The organism is Sulfitobacter faviae (genome assembly GCF_029870955.1).
Classification (GTDB): domain Bacteria; phylum Pseudomonadota; class Alphaproteobacteria; order Rhodobacterales; family Rhodobacteraceae; genus Sulfitobacter; species Sulfitobacter faviae.
The window spans coordinates 2,635,235-2,651,905 of record NZ_PGFQ01000001.1 but is presented as its reverse complement, the minus strand read 5'-3'; the positions used below and the strand labels follow the sequence as shown (position 1 = coordinate 2,651,905).

Annotated in this window: 9 protein-coding genes, 4 tRNA genes and 3 pseudogenes; 4 read left to right on the top strand and 12 right to left on the bottom strand. The window is 62.1% G+C overall.

What is annotated here, in order from left to right; genetic code table 11:
* Entirely contained in the window at positions 1 to 465 is a 465-nt protein-coding gene (locus CUR85_RS13610; RefSeq protein WP_280322693.1) for a disulfide bond formation protein DsbA, read from the top strand.
* 157 nt (positions 466 to 622) lie between these two features.
* Here CUR85_RS13610 and ispG read toward each other — a convergent pair whose 3' ends face one another.
* The 3 genes from ispG to hemA all read right to left on the bottom strand — a co-directional run bounded on the left by ispG (position 623) and on the right by hemA (position 4,480).
* Positions 623 to 1,747 (bottom strand): flavodoxin-dependent (E)-4-hydroxy-3-methylbut-2-enyl-diphosphate synthase, encoded by a 1,125-nt coding sequence (gene ispG, locus CUR85_RS13605; RefSeq protein WP_067265051.1) that lies wholly within the window; start codon positions 1,745 to 1,747, stop codon positions 623 to 625.
* A gap of 87 nt (positions 1,748 to 1,834) precedes the next feature.
* On the bottom strand, positions 1,835 to 3,136 hold the full coding sequence (locus tag CUR85_RS13600) for a helix-turn-helix domain-containing protein (protein WP_067265048.1): 1,302 nt from the start codon (positions 3,134 to 3,136) through the stop codon (positions 1,835 to 1,837).
* Positions 3,137 to 3,256: 120 nt separating this feature from the next.
* Complete coding sequence (gene hemA / locus CUR85_RS13595) at positions 3,257 to 4,480, bottom strand: 5-aminolevulinate synthase (RefSeq protein ID WP_067265045.1); 1,224 nt, start codon at positions 4,478 to 4,480, stop codon at positions 3,257 to 3,259.
* Between the two features lie 156 nt (positions 4,481 to 4,636).
* Between hemA and CUR85_RS20310 the strand changes: the two are divergent.
* A pseudogene (locus CUR85_RS20310) lies at positions 4,637 to 5,656 on the top strand (sensor histidine kinase); the annotation flags it as partial.
* Between the two features lie 203 nt (positions 5,657 to 5,859).
* A complete protein-coding gene (locus CUR85_RS13585) occupies positions 5,860 to 7,230 on the top strand; it encodes a M20/M25/M40 family metallo-hydrolase (protein ID WP_067265040.1) in 1,371 nt (456 codons plus the stop codon).
* Positions 7,231 to 7,356: 126 nt separating this feature from the next.
* Here the strand turns inward: CUR85_RS13585 and CUR85_RS13580 are convergent.
* The 9 genes and pseudogenes from CUR85_RS13580 to tgt form a co-directional block, all read right to left on the bottom strand.
* Positions 7,357 to 7,433: transfer RNA gene (locus tag CUR85_RS13580), tRNA-Asp, on the bottom strand.
* Between the two features lie 151 nt (positions 7,434 to 7,584).
* Positions 7,585 to 7,661 (bottom strand) — tRNA-Asp (locus CUR85_RS13575).
* Positions 7,662 to 8,053: 392 nt separating this feature from the next.
* Positions 8,054 to 8,129: transfer RNA gene (locus CUR85_RS13570), tRNA-Val, on the bottom strand.
* Positions 8,130 to 8,170: 41 nt separating this feature from the next.
* Positions 8,171 to 8,740 carry a histidine phosphatase family protein gene (locus CUR85_RS13565; protein WP_067265038.1) on the bottom strand — a complete coding sequence of 190 codons (570 nt, stop codon included), beginning with the start codon at positions 8,738 to 8,740 and terminating at the stop codon, positions 8,171 to 8,173.
* Positions 8,737 to 9,318 carry a histidine phosphatase family protein gene (locus CUR85_RS13560; protein WP_067265035.1) on the bottom strand — a complete coding sequence of 194 codons (582 nt, stop codon included), beginning with the start codon at positions 9,316 to 9,318 and terminating at the stop codon, positions 8,737 to 8,739. The genes CUR85_RS13565 and CUR85_RS13560 overlap by 4 nt, the downstream gene beginning before the upstream one ends.
* A gap of 132 nt (positions 9,319 to 9,450) precedes the next feature.
* Positions 9,451 to 9,525: transfer RNA gene (locus CUR85_RS13555), tRNA-Val, on the bottom strand.
* Positions 9,526 to 9,677: 152 nt separating this feature from the next.
* Positions 9,678 to 12,089: an endopeptidase La gene (lon, locus tag CUR85_RS13550; RefSeq protein WP_067265032.1), complete on the bottom strand. Its 2,412-nt coding sequence runs from the start codon at positions 12,087 to 12,089 to the stop codon at positions 9,678 to 9,680.
* 232 nt (positions 12,090 to 12,321) lie between these two features.
* Positions 12,322 to 13,415, bottom strand: a pseudogene (locus tag CUR85_RS13545) (alkene reductase).
* Between the two features lie 105 nt (positions 13,416 to 13,520).
* Positions 13,521 to 14,647: pseudogene (gene tgt, locus CUR85_RS13540) on the bottom strand (tRNA guanosine(34) transglycosylase Tgt).
* 334 nt (positions 14,648 to 14,981) lie between these two features.
* On the opposite strand from tgt, the gene CUR85_RS20305 reads away from it, so the two are divergent.
* Positions 14,982 to 16,634, top strand: coding sequence for a mechanosensitive ion channel family protein (locus CUR85_RS20305; protein WP_169306046.1), 1,653 nt, complete (start codon positions 14,982 to 14,984; stop codon positions 16,632 to 16,634).
* Positions 16,635 to 16,671: the final 37 nt, after the last annotated feature.

Sequence of the window (16,671 nt, the reverse complement as noted above, 5' to 3'; positions counted from 1 at the left end):
ATGCGCGCCCCGGCAGTCTTGGCCGCGCTCGCGCTGGCCCAGCCCGCCGGGGCCGATGAACCGACCGCGCGTGATGCGTTTGAAACCGAACTCCGCGCCGCGATCGTCGCCAATGGCGATGTCATCGCCAAAGCGCTGGCCGGCCCAACGCAGATGCAACGGCATATCCAAAACGACCTGTCTCTGCTCGAACAGCTCGCTCCTGACCTTCTGGCAGGCCACCCCATCGCGCTTTCCACCGCAGTAGACTGCGAGACCTGCGCTGCCGCCGCCAAAGAATTGACCGCAATCACAAAGCGTTACGACATCACCTTCATCCAACACGATCTCAGCCACCCCCAGCCCGCCCGCTGGGCCGCCGCCCTAGGGCTCACCGACGCCCCCTTCTACGTGCTGCCCGAAATGATCCTCAACGGCCACATGCCCCCATCGTCCTCGAAAAACATCTCACCCCAAACAAGGTGAAGACGCCCCCCCCAACCCACTGATTAATAAAAACTTCCTCCAAAAGACAAAGCGCGCCAACCTCCCGGCTCACGCGCTTCCCCCTCATCTTCATCCTTTTAAAAATACCTCTGCGCAGCCTCTCAACCAACGCAGCCCAAGCGGACCAGCCCCCAACCTACTCAGCCGCCTTCACCGCCTCAGCCTCAATCTGCGCCGCGCGTTCCTCAACCTGCTCGACAATATGATCAATCATACCTTCATTGCCGAGCTTATGGCTTTGTTTGCCCGCCAGATAGACCATGCCAGACCCGGCCCCGCCACCGGTAAAGCCCACATCGGTCATCAGCGCCTCGCCGGGGCCGTTCACCACGCAGCCGATGATCGACAGGCTCATCGGCGTCTTGATATGCTCCAGCCGTTTCTCCAAGGTCTCAACGGTTTTGATCACGTCGAACCCCTGCCGTGCGCAGGAGGGGCAGGAGATGATGTTCACCCCACGGTGCCGCAGCCCGAGGGATTTGAGAATCTCATAACCGACCTTCACCTCTTCCACCGGATCGGCGGAGAGGGAAACGCGGATCGTATCACCGATACCGCTCCACAAAAGGTTGCCCAGACCGATGGCCGATTTGATCGTGCCCGACATCAGCCCGCCCGCCTCGGTGATGCCAAGGTGGATGGGCGCGTCGGTGGCATCGGCGAGCTGTTGGTAGGCCGCCGCGGCCATGAAGACGTCCGAGGCTTTGCAGGAAATCTTGAACTCGTGGAAATCGTTGTCTTGCAGGATTTTGATGTGATCCAGCCCGCTTTCGACCATCGCATCGGGGCATGGCTCGCCGTATTTCTCCAGCAAATGCCGCTCCAGCGAGCCCGCGTTCACGCCGATGCGGATTGAGCAATTGTGGTCCCGGGCGGCTTTGATGACCTCGCGCACCCGCTTTTCATCGCCGATGTTGCCCGGGTTGATGCGCAGACAAGCGGCACCGGCCTCGGCGGCTTCAATCCCGCGCTTGTAGTGAAAGTGGATGTCCGCAACGATGGGCACCGATACTTCGGGAACGATCTCACGCAGGGCTTTGGAGGAGTCCTCATCCGGGACCGAGACGCGCACGATATCGGCGCCCGCGTCGGCGGCGGCTTGGACCTGTGCGATGGTGGCGGCGACATCGGTGGTCAGCGTATTCGTCATGGTCTGCACGGTGATCGGCGCATCACCGCCCACCGGCACATTGCCCACCATGATCTGCCGGGACTTGCGACGCGGAATATCGCGCCAAGGGCGAATGGAATGAAGCGACATGAAGACACCTTTCGCGGGATCAGGGGCTATGGCCCCTACCTATTCAGCCGGGGCCTCATGTGCAATGGGAAGCGGCGGCCCGCGGGTTTAGCTGCCCTGACAGGGCATCGCCGCCAGAGCGGAGGGGTCGAGCGAGTCTTCGAGATCGGCAAACATCCGGCTGAGCGATTGCTCCGCCGTCGGATCGACCGGCTCATAAAGCTCGGCCAGCGCCTGCGCGTGGAGCGGCACGTTGGAGGTCACCGCCCCACGCGGCCCCACGGGGCCGAAACAGCCATCCGCCATGGCGAAATAAAGCGCACCGGATTCGCCCGTCCGAAGGGAGGGCGGCTCTTCGGTAACGGGGACATCCCATGTGTCGCCCTTGTTCATCACGCCTTCGAAAATCACTGTACCGTCAGCCGCCCGCACCCGCACCCATGAGGGGTAAGCGGCGACCATGCGCACTTTCTCTCCCAAAGGCTCCACAACCTGTGGTTTGGGCAAGTCCGTATCGGCATTGGCGAGCATCACCGCCTCGTCGATGGCGCTGGTGATGCTGTCATCACCCTCCGCCGCCTCGGCGACCACGGTGCCTTGCGCGGCGGTATCGGGGCGGTCCGGCGTCGGGAAATTGCTGACAGAGCGCGGGTCGATGGAAGCAATCGGCGCGTCACGCGCCACCAGCACCGGCACGTCAAGCGCTTGTGGGCGATAAAGCCGGTCCAGCGCCTCGGCCCGGGGGCTTTCCACGCTTTTCGGCGCGGCGGAATCGTCTTCTGCGTCAGGCGCGCTGGCCAGCGCCCCATCCAGCGGATCGAGATCGGAAAGCACGATCGGGGTCTGATCCACCGGGGCCACCTGCACGCGCTGCACCTCTTTCAGCACGGTCCAGCCGCCAAAACCAATGGCCGAGATCAACGCGATCAGCACCAGCGAAGAGCCAACCGCCCCCGGCTCAATCCGGCTGAGCAACCCGTCTCCCGTGGGCACGAAGGGCGTGTTGGGCCGGGCGAAAAGATCGTCTTCCTTCGGGGACTTGCGGCGTTCCTCAAAGCTCGGCTTTTTGACGACGGAGGCTTCGGCGGACATGCCATGGGCCACGGCGAAACCGGATTCCTTGCAGAAGGCGGCAAAGGCCTGATCGGGGTCCATATTGAGGTAGCGCGCGTAGGAGCGCACATAGCCCGCGATGAAGCCGGGGGTGTCAAATGCGCCGGGATCACAGTTTTCGATAGCGGCGATATAGGAGGCTTTGATGCGCAATTCGCGCTGCACGTCGAGCAGGGATTTACCAAGCGTGGCCCGTTCGCCGCGCATGACATCCCCCAACCGCAATTCGAATGCATCGAACCCTTTGGGTTCGACTGTTTCGTCCTCAGCGGTTCTGGAGGCCCATCGCCCGATCATCAATATGCCCTGTCCCTGTTAGCCTGTAGCTTTGATCCAAACACGCCCCAACGATTCGGATGTAGCCTTTTCTTGACAAAAGGCTACCACAAGACAACGGAAAACACGAATAGCGCTGCGTTAGCCCGCAGCTTCGGCACGATTCAGCGCACAATGCGACCAAAGCACGTCCATCCCCCGGACAAGCGCGTCCATCTCTTTGGGCCCATGGACTGGCGAAGGCGTGAAGCGCAACCGCTCCGTGCCGCGCGGCACGGTGGGGAAGTTGATGGGCTGAACATAGATGCCGTGATCTTCGAGCAGCATGTCCGACAGAAGCTTGGTGTGCACCGGGTTGCCCACCATGACGGGCACGATGTGGCTGCCATGATCGATGATCGGCAGGCCCAGCCCCTTCAGCCGCAGCTTCAACGCCTTGGCCTGCTGCTGGTGTTTCTCTCGCAGCTCGGGCGCGCGTTTGAGATAGGCGACCGAGGCCGCAGCCCCGGCAGCCACGGCAGGCGGCAGCGAGGTGGTAAAGATGAACCCCGGCGCATAGGAGCGGATCGCGTCGCACATCTTGGCCGAGGCGGCGATATAGCCGCCCATCACGCCGTAGGCTTTGGCCAGCGTGCCGTTGATGATGTCGAGCCGGTGCATCAGCCGGTCACGCTCGGCGACCCCTGCCCCGCGCGGGCCGTACATGCCAACCGCGTGCACCTCGTCGATATAGGTGAGCGCGCCGAATTCATCCGCCAGATCGCAGATCTCTTCGATGGGGCCGAAATCGCCGTCCATCGAATAGATCGATTCAAAGGCGATCAGCTTGGGCGCGGCAGGGTCATCCGCTTCCATCAATTCGCGCAGATGGGCGACATCGTTGTGGCGGAAAATACGCTTGGCCCCGCCATTGCGGCGCACGCCTTCGATCATGGAGGCATGGTTCAGCGCGTCGGAATAGATGATCAGCCCCGGAAACAGCTTGGGCAGGGTCGAGAGCGTGGCATCATTGGCGATATAGGCCGAGGTGAACAGCAGCGCCGCTTCCTTGCCATGCAAATCGGCCAGTTCGGCCTCTAGCTGCTTGTGATAGACCGTCGTGCCCGAGATGTTGCGCGTCCCGCCAGAGCCTGCGCCAGTGGCGCGCAGCGCTTCTTCCATGGCTTCGATCACCACGGGGTTCTGCCCCATGCCCAGATAGTCGTTGCCGCACCAAACGGTGATATCCTGCTGCGACCCGTCGGGTTTGGTCCAGACGGCATGGGGGAACTGACCATTGCGACGCTCGATGTCGATGAAGGTCCGGTAGCGTCCTTCGTCATGCAGGCGCGCAATCGCCGCGTCGAGCTTCTCGTTATAGTCCATGCGCGTCTCCATCTTTTGGCGCGAACAGGAGGAGGCCCCTCCATATTCAGCTTTTAGAATGATTACAGATCCAAAGCCGAAGCTTCAATCTCTTATCCCGGCCCCTTTGCGGGGCGAACTGTCGCAGGCGCTGCGCGTTCTACGCTCGATTTAAGATTGTTCGCTTGTATTGCCAGCCGCTTTCATGTTTCCAAAGGACCAACCCAGAAAGGGCAGTTTGTTTTGCGCGCCAATCCACATCCCCAGCAGGACCAGCGCCTGCGGACGCTGTATAATTACGAGATTCTCGACACCCCGCGCGAGGAGGAGTTCGACGAGATCGTCGAGCTTGCGGCTGAGATCTGTGACGCGCCGATTTCAGTGATCAACCTGATCGACAAGGACCGCCAGTGGTTCAAGGCCGAAGTGGGTCTGGGTGCGCGAGAGACGCCGCTCGAAACCTCGCTCTGCTCTCATGCGATTCTGGAAGAGCTCTTTGTCGAAATTCCCGACACGCTGAAAGACCCGCGCATGGCCGACAACCCGCTCTGCACCGCAGGCGACGGGCTGCGGTTTTATGCAGGTGCCCTGCTGATTGCGTCCAACGGGCTGCCGCTTGGCACGCTGTGCATCCTCGACACCAAACCCCGCAGGCTGACCGCGCTGCAACGTAAGGCGATCTCTGTCTTATCCCGTCAGGTGATGAAACAGCTCGACCTGCGCCTTTCCCTGCGCAGCCAAGCCGTTCTGATGAGCGAGGCCGACCACCGGGTCAAAAATTCGCTCCAGACACTGTCGGCCATGGTTCGGCTGCACACCCGGCAATTGGAGGACACGACCACGGTCAATGTGCTGAACGGCATTCAGCGCCGGGTCAACGCCATGGCAACCCTGCATGGGGAGCTGCAAACCGGACAGGGGCGCGATGAGGTCGATGCGGGCAAATACCTCGACAGGGTCCTGGAGCTTTTGCAGGAAACCGCACCGGGGCATGTCAAAATCAGCTACCGGTCGGACCCTGTGACCCTACGATCCAGCACGGCTTCGTCCTTGGGGCTGATCATTAGCGAGTTTGCCGCCAATTCCATCAAACACGCCTTCCCGGATGGCACGCCCGGCCATATCGAAATCGACCTCAGCCTGCGGGACGGGCATTTCCACCTTGAGTGCAAAGACGATGGCATCGGGGCCGCGAACGAGGGCAAAGGGCGGGCCGACAGCATTGGGCAGACCTTGATGGCGGCGGCGGCGTCGCAGTTGAATGCGCAGGTCGACAGCCAGCTTACCCCGAGGGCAGCCGCCTCTCGCTTACCTTCTGAACGCTGGACCTGCGGCCACTGGACACGCCCTCCCCGCCTGATACCTTCGCGCCAAATTCACAAGCGCAAGGAATTATACCCATGTCCCTCGACGATGTTCTCGCCCGGATCGACAACGATCTGCCCGCCGCCACCGACCGTCTGTTGGACCTGCTGCGCATCCCGTCAATCTCGACCGATCCGGCCTATAAGGCCGATTGCGACCGCGCCGCCGATTGGCTGGTGGCCGACCTTACATCCATGGGCGTCGACGCCGAAAAACGCGCCACACCGGGGCATCCGATGGTCGTGGGCCATGTGGGCGAAGGCAAGCCGCATCTGCTGTTCTATGGCCACTATGACGTGCAGCCGGTCGACCCGCTGAACCTTTGGGACCGCGATCCCTTCGATCCGGCGGTTGAGGAGACGGAGAAGGGCCGCGTGATCCGGGGCCGCGGGGCCGCCGACGACAAGGGCCAGTTGATGACCATCATCGAAGCCCTGCGCGCGTGGAAAGAGGTGAAAGGCGATTGGCCCTGCCGCATCACCTTCTTCCTCGAAGGCGAAGAGGAATCCGGCTCCCCCTCCCTCGTCCCATTTATGGAGGAGAACGCGGAGGAATTGAAAGCCGATGTGGCGATGATCTGCGACACCGGGCTGTTCGAAAGCAAGACCCCCGCCATCGTCACCATGCTGCGTGGGCTTTTGGGCGAAGAGCTGACCGTCACTGCGCCGTCGAAAGACCTGCATTCGGGCATGTATGGCGGCATTTCGATGAACCCGATCCGCGCGCTAAGCAAGGTGATCGCCGCGCTGCATGACGACGAAGGCCGCATCACCATCCCCGACTTCTATGACGGCGTGCCGGACCTGCCCGAGGATCTGGAAGCGCAGTGGCAGGGCCTCGCCTTTGACCATAGCGCCTTCCTCGGCGACGTGGGTCTCAGCAAACCGGCGGGCGAGCAGGACCGCACCCCGCTTGAGATGATCTGGTCGCGCCCGACTTGTGAGGTCAACGGCATCTGGGGCGGCTATACCGGCGATGGCTTTAAAACGGTGCTGCCCTCCGAGGCGCATGCCAAGATCAGCTTCCGCCTCGTCGGCACGCAGGACCCGCTCGCCATCCGTGAGAACTTCCGCAAGATGGTGGCTGAGATGCTGCCCGAAGACTGCACGGTCGAATTCTCAGGCCACGGCGCCAGCCAAGCCTCGGGGGTGGACATTGGCCATGCGATGTTCGAACCCGCCCGCCAAGCGCTGAGCGACGAATGGCAGGTGCCTGCGGCCTATATCGGCTGTGGTGGCTCGATTCCGATTGCCGGGCATTTTCAGAAGATTCTCGGGACCGAGCCGATGCTGATCGGTTTCGGCAAGGATGACGATCAAATCCACTCCCCGAACGAGAAATACGACATGGAGAGTTTTCACAAAGGCATCCGCTCCTGGGCGCGCATCATTGATGCGCTGACCTGAGCAGATTGGCGATCGGGCCTGCCCGGTCGCCACCTATTCCATTGGTTGAGCCTCAAGAGGCAGGGCTGAATAAGCCTGCGCGAACTAGGGCTTAGCGCCTGCACGTTACGAAATAGAGGGGGAAAGTGGCGCGGTTGACGGGGCTCGAACCCGCGACCCCCGGCGTGACAGGCCGGTACTCTAACCAACTGAGCTACAACCGCGCGATGTGGGCGGAATAGGCCACGGGGCGCGGGGCGTCAAGCGCATTCGCGCGAGAAAATGCGCTTTCTCAAAAGAAGTTTTTGCGCGGCATTTTAAGGGGATTGGAAATGAAAAAAGGGACCTCAGAGAGGTCCCCTTTTCAGGCAGCGGTGGCGCGGTTGACGGGGCTCGAACCCGCGACCCCCGGCGTGACAGGCCGGTACTCTAACCAACTGAGCTACAACCGCCCGCTGCACTCTCCAGGTCGCCCCGGAGCGTTTGCGTGTTCTATGGTGAGGGCGCGCCGCCGTCAAGCGCGGTTTGCGCGAAAATGTGAGATTTTTGTAAGTTGTTCTGGGGGCGCTTGATGGGCTGGGTTTGAGGCCGAAAATCGGGTGGTTTTCCCGGAGGGATCGGGCCGCTTCTACTTGGCCGCCCCATGGTCGGGACTGACGAAGGCCGCAGTCTGGAATACTGTGACGCTGCGTGGGAAATCCGGGAGATGGCCCAATATCAATCTCTAAACGGGACGGTCGCGACAGCCTCGAACTCCCGACCCAGACTGACCGCGCAGCGGACGGGCGTCGGTCGGGCTCACCACTGGGGCAGCCGGTTGATCCAAATAAATAGGTTGGAGGGATGGTGGGTCGTGAGAGGCTCGAACTCCCGACATCTTCGGTGTAAACGAAGCGCTCTACCAACTGAGCTAACGACCCGACTTGGACCTGATAGCCCAAGGTGGGGGCGGGCTTCAAGCCTATAATGTCAGCCTTTCTTGCTGGCCGTTCTTAAGACGGAAAACCACCCCCTGCCCGCCTTGCATCTCCCGCAGCGCGGCGGGCGTGCGACCCAGTAAAATAAGGCGCAACATGCGCGATGTGATGCCGTGGGTGATCAGCACATGGGGGCCGGTCAGGCCGTCCAGAAAGCGCTGGCAGCGCTTGTGCAGCGCCGCGAATCCCTCGCCCTCGGGGGCGTGTTCGTAAAGATCGTAGGAATCACGCGCGGCGGGGGTTTGGCGCAGCAACGTCTCGCGCGACATTCCGGCCCAAGCGCCGATGCCGATCTCCCCCAAACGGGGATCAGGCGCAGCCTTTAGCCCCGTCCCCGCCAGCGCGATTTCGGCTGTGACCACCGCTCGCCCCTGCGGGCTGCTGAGCGCCGAGAACCCCGCCAGATCGCAGCGTTTCAGAATCGCATTCTGCGCCGCGGCCTGTTCCCGCCCCCGCTCGGTCAGCGGGGAATCGAAATGCCCTTGGAGCCGATTGGCGAGGTTCCACTCCGTCTCCCCATGGCGCAGGATATAGAGCGTCGGGTAACGACTCATGCGGGGGCTTCCAAGATGCGCTCGCTTCCGTTCTCCAACAGATAGACGCAGCCTTGCCGGTTGCTGAGCCGACCGGCCTCTGCCGGAGCGACGCCGCAGACCTCTGCCCGAAGCACCTGCCCCCAGAGCCTGTGGGCGACCAGCACCGTGGGCGCGATCAAACTGTCGAGCACCGCCCGAATCCGCGCGCGAAAGGCCGCCAGCCCCTCCCCGCCCGGCGCGGCGGCGTAGATCTCCAAGGGGGCCGGGTCGCGGGCCGCGAGGTCGGGGTACGCGGCGAATATCTCATCCCGGGTTGCCCCCTGCCAATCGCCCGCGTGTATCTCCATCAATCGCGCATCCGTCTGGAAAGCGGCCCCATTCAACGCAGTCCGCGCCGTCTGTTGCGCCCGGCCAAGCGGAGAGACGAGGATATCCGGCTTTTGTGCAAGGATCGAGGGCATGATCTGCGCTTGCCGCTCGGCCTCGGCGATGCCCTGATCGGTCAGCGGTGAATCGAGATGCCCTTGCAGACGAAACGCGCGATTCCACTCGGTCTGCCCGTGGCGTAGGAACCAGATTTTAGGATGTGCCGACATGTTCTCTCCGCCCGTGGTGCCCGTGGTATGGGCCGATGGGGATAAGGATCACTCCGACGCAGAGAAGGCAAGCCATGGGACATGAGCGCAGGCTCGAGGCAGCCAACTCATCTAACGCGAATTAGGGGAAAATGGTGGGTGATAAGAGATTTGAACTCCTGACATCTTCGATGTGAACGAAGCGCTCTACCACTGAGCTAATCACCCTTGCGGGGCGAAGTAGCCAATTGCGGCGCGGCTTGCAAGAGGGTTCGGCGCAAAAACTGTCGCGAGATGCGGCGGGCCCTGCCCCACAGTGGATACGAAAAACGCGCGCCCCGGAAGGCGCGCGTTCATGACATTTTGACAGGCTGCTCGCCTTAATGCGTGGTCGTGGCGTCCACGCCTGCGGCACGGGCCTTCATCGCGGCGGCTTCGGCGGCCTCTTGGGCGGCTTCGTCCCAATCGATCGCCTTCGGCTTGCTCACCAGCGCATGCTCCAAGACTTCCGAGACATGGCCCACCGGGATGATGGTCAGCCCCTCTTTGACGTTGTCGGGGATGTCCGGCAGGTCCTTCTCGTTCTCCTTGGGGATCAGCACCGTGGTGATGCCGCCGCGCAGGGCCGCGAGAAGTTTCTCCTTCAATCCGCCGATCGGCATGGCGTTACCGCGCAAGCTGACCTCGCCGGTCATGGCGATGTCACGCCGCACCGGGATCTGCGTCAGCACCGAGACGATCGAGGTCACCATCGCCAGACCGGCCGAGGGGCCGTCCTTTGGCGTAGCGCCGTCCGGCACGTGCACGTGGATGTCCAACGTGTCGAACTTCGGCGGTTTGATCCCGATCTGCGGAGAGATCGACCGGACGTAGGAACTCGCCGCGTCGATGCTTTCCTTCATCACGTCGCCGAGCTTGCCGGTGGTCTTCATCCGGCCCTTGCCCGGCAGGCGCAGCGCTTCGATGCTCAGAAGCTCACCGCCGACGGAGGTATAGGCCAGCCCGGTCACAACGCCGATCTGGTCCTTCTCCTCGGCCAAGCCGAAGCGGTGTTTGCGCACGCCGAGGAACTCTTCGAGGTTGTCGCCAGTGACAGTGACGCTCTCAGCCTCCTTCTTGACGATCTTGGTCAGCGACTTACGCGCCACCTTAGCGATCTCACGCTCAAGATTCCGCACGCCGGCCTCGCGGGTGTAGTAGCGGATCATGCCGGTGAGGGCCGAATCCTCGATCTCGAACTCGTTCTTCTTCAGTCCGTGGTTCTTGATCTGCTTCTGCACCAGATGCTGCTTGGCGATCTCGCGCTTTTCGTCCTCGGTGTAGCCCGAGAGCGGAATGATCTCCATCCGGTCCAGAAGCGGCCCGGGCATGTTGTAGCTGTTCGAGGTGGTCAGGAACATCACGTTCGACAGGTCGTATTCCACTTCGAGATAGTGGTCCACGAAGGTGCCGTTCTGTTCCGGGTCGAGCACTTCGAGCATGGCCGAAGCCGGGTCGCCGCGGAAGTCCTGACCCATCTTGTCGATTTCATCGAGCAGGATAAGCGGGTTCGTGGTCTTGGCCTTCTTCAGCGCCTGGATGATCTTGCCGGGCATGGAGCCGATGTAGGTCCGACGGTGGCCGCGGATCTCGGATTCGTCGCGCACGCCGCCGAGCGAGATGCGGATGAACTCGCGCCCCGTAGCCTTGGCGACCGATTTGCCAAGTGAGGTCTTGCCGACGCCCGGAGGGCCGACGAGGCACATGATCGGGCCTTTCATCTTGGTCGAGCGTTGCTGCACGGCGAGATACTCGACGATGCGTTCCTTGACCTTTTCGAGGCCATAGTGATCGTCATCCAGCACCTTTTGCGCGCGGCCCAAGTCTTTCTTCACGCGGGATTTCACGCCCCACGGGATCGACAGCATCCAGTCGAGGTAGTTGCGCACCACGGTGGCTTCGGCCGACATGGGCGACATGTTCTTGAGCTTCTTCAGCTCGGCCTCGGCCTTTTCGCGGGCTTCCTTGCTCAACTTGGTTTCGGCGATCTTGGCTTCGAGCTCGGCAACCTCGTTCTTGCCGTCTTCGCCGTCGCCCAACTCCTGCTGGATCGCCTTCATCTGTTCGTTCAAATAGTATTCGCGCTGCGTCCGCTCCATCTGGGACTTCACGCGGGTCTTGATCTTCTTCTCGACCTGCAGCACGGACATCTCGCCCTGCATCAGGCCGTAAACCTTCTCAAGCCGCTCGGAGATGCTCAGCGTTTCCAGCAAGTCCTGCTTCTGCTCGACCTCGATACCGAGGTGACCGGCCACGAGATCGGCCAGACGCGCGGGCTCGGCGCTTTCGCCAACGGCGGCAAGCGCTTCCTCGGGGACGTTCTTCTTGACCTTGGCGTAGCGCTCGAACTCATCGGCCACGGTGCGCAGCAGCGCTTGCGTGGTAGCCGCGTCACCCGGCATCTCGGTCAGATACTCGGCGCGGGCCTCAAAGAAGTTGTCGTTCTCGAGGTATTCGGTGATGCGCACCCGCGCCTGCCCTTCGACCAGCACTTTCACGGTACCGTCGGGCAGTTTCAGCAGTTGCAGCACATTGGCCAGCACACCGGCCTTGTAGATGCCGGATGTGTCGGGATCATCCTCGGCGGGGTCGATCTGGCTCGACAGCAGGATTTGTTTATCGTCCGCCATCACCTCTTCAAGGGCGCGGACGGATTTCTCGCGGCCAACGAAAAGCGGCACGATCATGTGGGGAAACACGACGATGTCGCGCAGCGGAAGCACCGGGTAGGATGCGTTCAGTGGCTCTAACATGCTCAATTCCTTATCTTAGCAAGACATCCGGGCCCCTGTCATAGGCGGCCTCTGACATCCCCTCTTCTGGACAGGACATGTGTGCATCCCGTCCGCCTGTTTCAATCCCTTGCGGGCTATTCGGCCGCCATCATCGCGCTTCGGCGGGGTGGAGGCAAGCGCGCGATGGGGTGAATTCGCCCCAATTGCACGCGTCGTAAGACAGGGGCGCCGCACGGGCGCCCCTGATCGGTCAGGCTTCGGCCTGTTCCAGCGTCGGGTAATCGGTAAAGCCTTCACGCCCACCGCCATAGTAGGTATCGGTATCGCCCTCGTTCAGCGACCCGTTCATCTGCCAGCGGCGCGGCAGATCGGGGTTGGCGATGAAGGGGCGGCCCACGGCGATCAGATCGGCCTTATCCTCGGCCACAGCCTTGATCGCCATCTCGCGGTCATAGCCGTTGTTGGCCATGTAAGGCCCGTCAAAGAGCGCCCGCAACGCGGCGATGCTTTCGCCTTCGTCCAACTCGCGCGAGCCGCCTGTCGCGCCTTCGACAAGGTGCAGATAGGACAGGTTGTACCGGTTCAGCCCCTTCACGACATACTCAAAGGTCTCTTGCGGATTGGCGTCTTCGATCCCGTTGGCGGGCGAAAAGGGCGAGAGGCGCAGCCCCACACGTTCGCCGCCCCAGACTTCCGTCACCGCATCCAGCACCTCGAACAGCAGCCGCGCGCGGTTTTCCACGCTGCCGCCATAGGCATCGTCGCGTTTGTTGCTACCGGTTTTCAGGAATTGGTCCAGCAGATAGCCATTGGCCCCGTGAACCTCGACCCCGTCGAAGCCTGCTTTCTTGGCCATCTCGGCGGCGTGAGCATAGTCGGCGACCAGACGCGGCATCTCTTCGATTTCGAGCGCACGCGGCTCGGAAGTATCCTCGAACCCGTTGGCGGTGAAGGTTTTCACGCCAGCGCCGATAGCAGAAGGCGCGACAGGCTTGCCGCCATCAGGCTGTAGGGAGGTGTGGCTGATCCGGCCCACATGCCACAGTTGGATGACGATCCGCCCGCCTTCGGCATGCACCGCGTCGGTCACCTTGCGCCATGCGGCGACTTGGCCCTCGCTATGAATGCCGGGGGTCTGGAAATAGCCCTTGCCCTCGGGGCTGATCTGCGTGGCCTCGGTGATGATGATGCCCGCGCCAGCCCGCTGGCGATAATAGTCGACATGCATGTCCGAGACTTCGCCGGTCTTATTATCCGCGCGGTTGCGCGTCAGGGGGCCATCACCAAACGGTTCTCGGCCGCGATCTCACCGGCGGTGAAAGGGGTAAAAAGCTTCTCGGTCATATTCGGGCCTTTCCTTGCAATAGAATCTGCAAGGCACCTAAGACCCTGCCACCTTGCAGCAAGGATCATCCGCACAAATTCCCGTGAGGCCGAAGCGCTCGCCCCTCAGAGCGGGTCGATGTCGCCCTGTTCGCGGCCTGCGTGGAAATCGGCCTGCCACTGGGTGAACCGCCCCGCCGCGATGGCCGTGCGCATGCCGGCCATAATGTCTTGGTAGTATTGCAGGTTGTGCCACGTCAGCAGCATGGACGAGATGATCTCTTGGCTGCGGAAGACATGATGCAGATAGGCGCGCGAATAGTTGCGGCAGGCTGGGCAGCTGCAATTCTCATCCAGCGGGCGCGGATCATCCTGATGCCGCGCGTTCTTGATGTTGAGCACGCCCATCCGGGTAAAGACCTGCCCCGTGCGGCCAGAGCGTGAGGGCAGCACACAGTCCATCATGTCGATGCCCCGCGCCACGGCACCGACGATATCGTCGGGCTTGCCCACGCCCATCAGGTAGCGCGGCTTGTCCTCGGGCAGCATGTCGGTCGAGAAGTCCAAGGTGGAGAACATCGCCTGCTGCCCCTCCCCCACGGCCAGACCGCCGACGGCATAGCCGTCAAAGCCGATCTCGCGCAGCGCCTCGGCGCTTTCTTGGCGGAAGTCTTCCTCCAACCCGCCTTGCTGGATGCCGAACAGCATGTGGCCGGGGCGGTCGCCAAATGCCTCCCGGCTACGCTTGGCCCAACGCATCGACAAGCGCATGCTTTCGGCGATGCGGTCCCGGTCGGCGGGCAGCGCCGGGCATTCGTCGAAACACATGACGATGTCCGAGCCCAGAAGCTCCTGAATCTCCATCGAGCGCTCCGGCGTGATCTCATGTTTGGAGCCGTCAATGTGGCTTTTGAAAGTCACGCCGCGTTCGGTCAGCTTGCGCAGGCCTGCAAGGCTCATCACCTGAAAACCGCCACTGTCGGTCAGGATCGGCTTGTCCCAGTTCATGAACTTATGCAGCCCGCCCAAGGCGGCCACACGCTCTGCCGTGGGGCGCAGCATCAGGTGGTAGGTATTGCCCAGCAGAATGTCCGCGCCGGTGGAGGCCACGCTTTCGGGCATCATCGCCTTGACCGTCGCCGCTGTGCCCACGGGCATAAAAGCGGGCGTGCGGATCTCGCCGCGCGGGTTTGGATCACGCCGCTGCGTGCCTTGCCGTCCTGCGCGTGTTTGGTGAATCCGGTGCTGGTCATACGCTGCCCTCTCTGCCTGCGACTGGCGCGATAAACCAGTGGCGGGAAACATGCAATAAAGCTGAAATAGCCGAGATTGCACGAGAATGATATCGTTCAAAGGATAACGGGCTTAGGGCTTGGTCGTCGCCGCTTGATCACCCCCAAGGCATTCCTGCGACCGCTTTGAAGCCAGCAATCCAACTATGCGCGGCTCGCTACGCGCAACCTCAACGCAGCCCAAAAGCCCGCAAATAGCGGTTCAAAGCGCCGCGTAGCCTTGAATTGCCCGAACCCCCGCTACATTGCGCTATCCATGCAGCGGCTTGCCTTACTCTCACGCGCTTTCGCGACCGTGTTTCCTCGTTTTCTGGGGGCCTTCCTGCTGGCGATTGCGCTGCTGACGGGAGCCGCCACCGGGCAGGCGCAGGGGAAATGGTTTCAAACGACCGAGCTGAACCCCGGCCTGCCGCCCCCGCCTGAGACGCTGGACCGCGGCACACCGATGGCGGCGTTGGAAAGCTTCATCTACCTCACCGACAATGGGCACTATTCGGACGCGGCCCATATCCTTGACCTGTCGGACCTGCCGCAAGGGGATCAGGCGGTTACCGGGGCCGAGCGTGCCTTCCAACTTTCCGTCCTGATGGAGCGCAAGGTCGTCGTGCCATGGCGCAGGTTGGCAGACCGGCCCGACGGCTGGCTCTCAGGCTCGGCCGAGGACAATGACACCGGGCGCGTGCGCCGCTCGCTCTTGATCGACCGTCTGGAACTGGGCGGCCATGACGTGCCGCTGCGGCTCAACCGGATCAAACCCGGTGAGGATGCCGAACCGGTCTGGGTCTTCTCGCGCCAGAGCATCGACAATATTCCGCATCTGCACGCGCAGTATGGCCCGACAGACCTTGAGACGATGCTGCCCGACTGGCTGCGCATCCGCGCCTTTTGGGGCATGTACCTGTGGGAGGTGCTGTTCCTGCCCCTGCTGGTCGTCGTCGCCCTGACAGCCGGTTGGTTCGCCTTTAGCATCATGCGCCGCCTCGGGCAGGCCGCCAAACGCCGCTGGATGCGCTTTGTGTTGCGCTCTTTCCGCTGGCCCGCCGCCATCGTGCTTTGCGCGGCAATCATTGGCACGGCCACCAGCAGGGTCTTGGTTGTCTCGGGCTTTATCGACGCGGTGCTGAGCCCGATTTTGCTGATCGCCTATGTTACCGCCGCCGCCCTCGCCATTGTCTTTACCTTTGACGAGATCTTTGACCGGATCAGCCCCAACAACGCCTATGAGCTTGCCGATCCGATGAACGCCCATATGCGCTCTATCGCCACGACAATCGCGGCGGCGCGTAAAGGGGTGATCGTGATCGCCGTGCTGGTGGCCTCAGGGGTGATCCTCGTCTCCAGCAATGCGGACAATACGCTGGGTCTGTCGCTGCTGGCTTCTGCCGGTGCGGTGACCATCGTCTTGGGTTTCGCCGCGCGTGAGGTTCTGGGCAATATCCTCGCCTCCATCCAGATCGCGCTGAACCGTTCTGCACGGATCGGGGATCAGCTGATCTTCGAAGGGCATTTCTGCACCGTTGAGCAAATTCACTTTACTTACGTTCAATTGCTCAACTGGAACGGCACCCGGCTGATCGTGCCGGTCAGCTATTTCGTCTCCGACGCCTTTGAAAACTGGTCGATCGAGGATCACGCCATGGTGCGCCCCATCATTCTGACCCTGTCGCAAAACGCTGATGTGGCAGCCCTGCGCCGTGTGTTTTTTGACCTCTTGGCCCGCGAAGACCCCGATGATGTCAAACCGATGGACAAGGCCAAGGTGCATGTGCTCGACCAAGATGCCTTTGGCATCAAGGTGCGCTTCGAGTTGCCCACCGACAATGCCGCCACCTTTTGGGATATCGAATGCCGCGTGCGTGAGGAACTTCTTGCCGCCGCCGCGCGGATGGAGAAAGAAGACGACGTCCGCATGTTGCCCCCCGCCCCTGCGGATATGGGCACCCCCTGACATCGCGCCGCTTGATGCAGCCCCTGCCGCAGGTTAG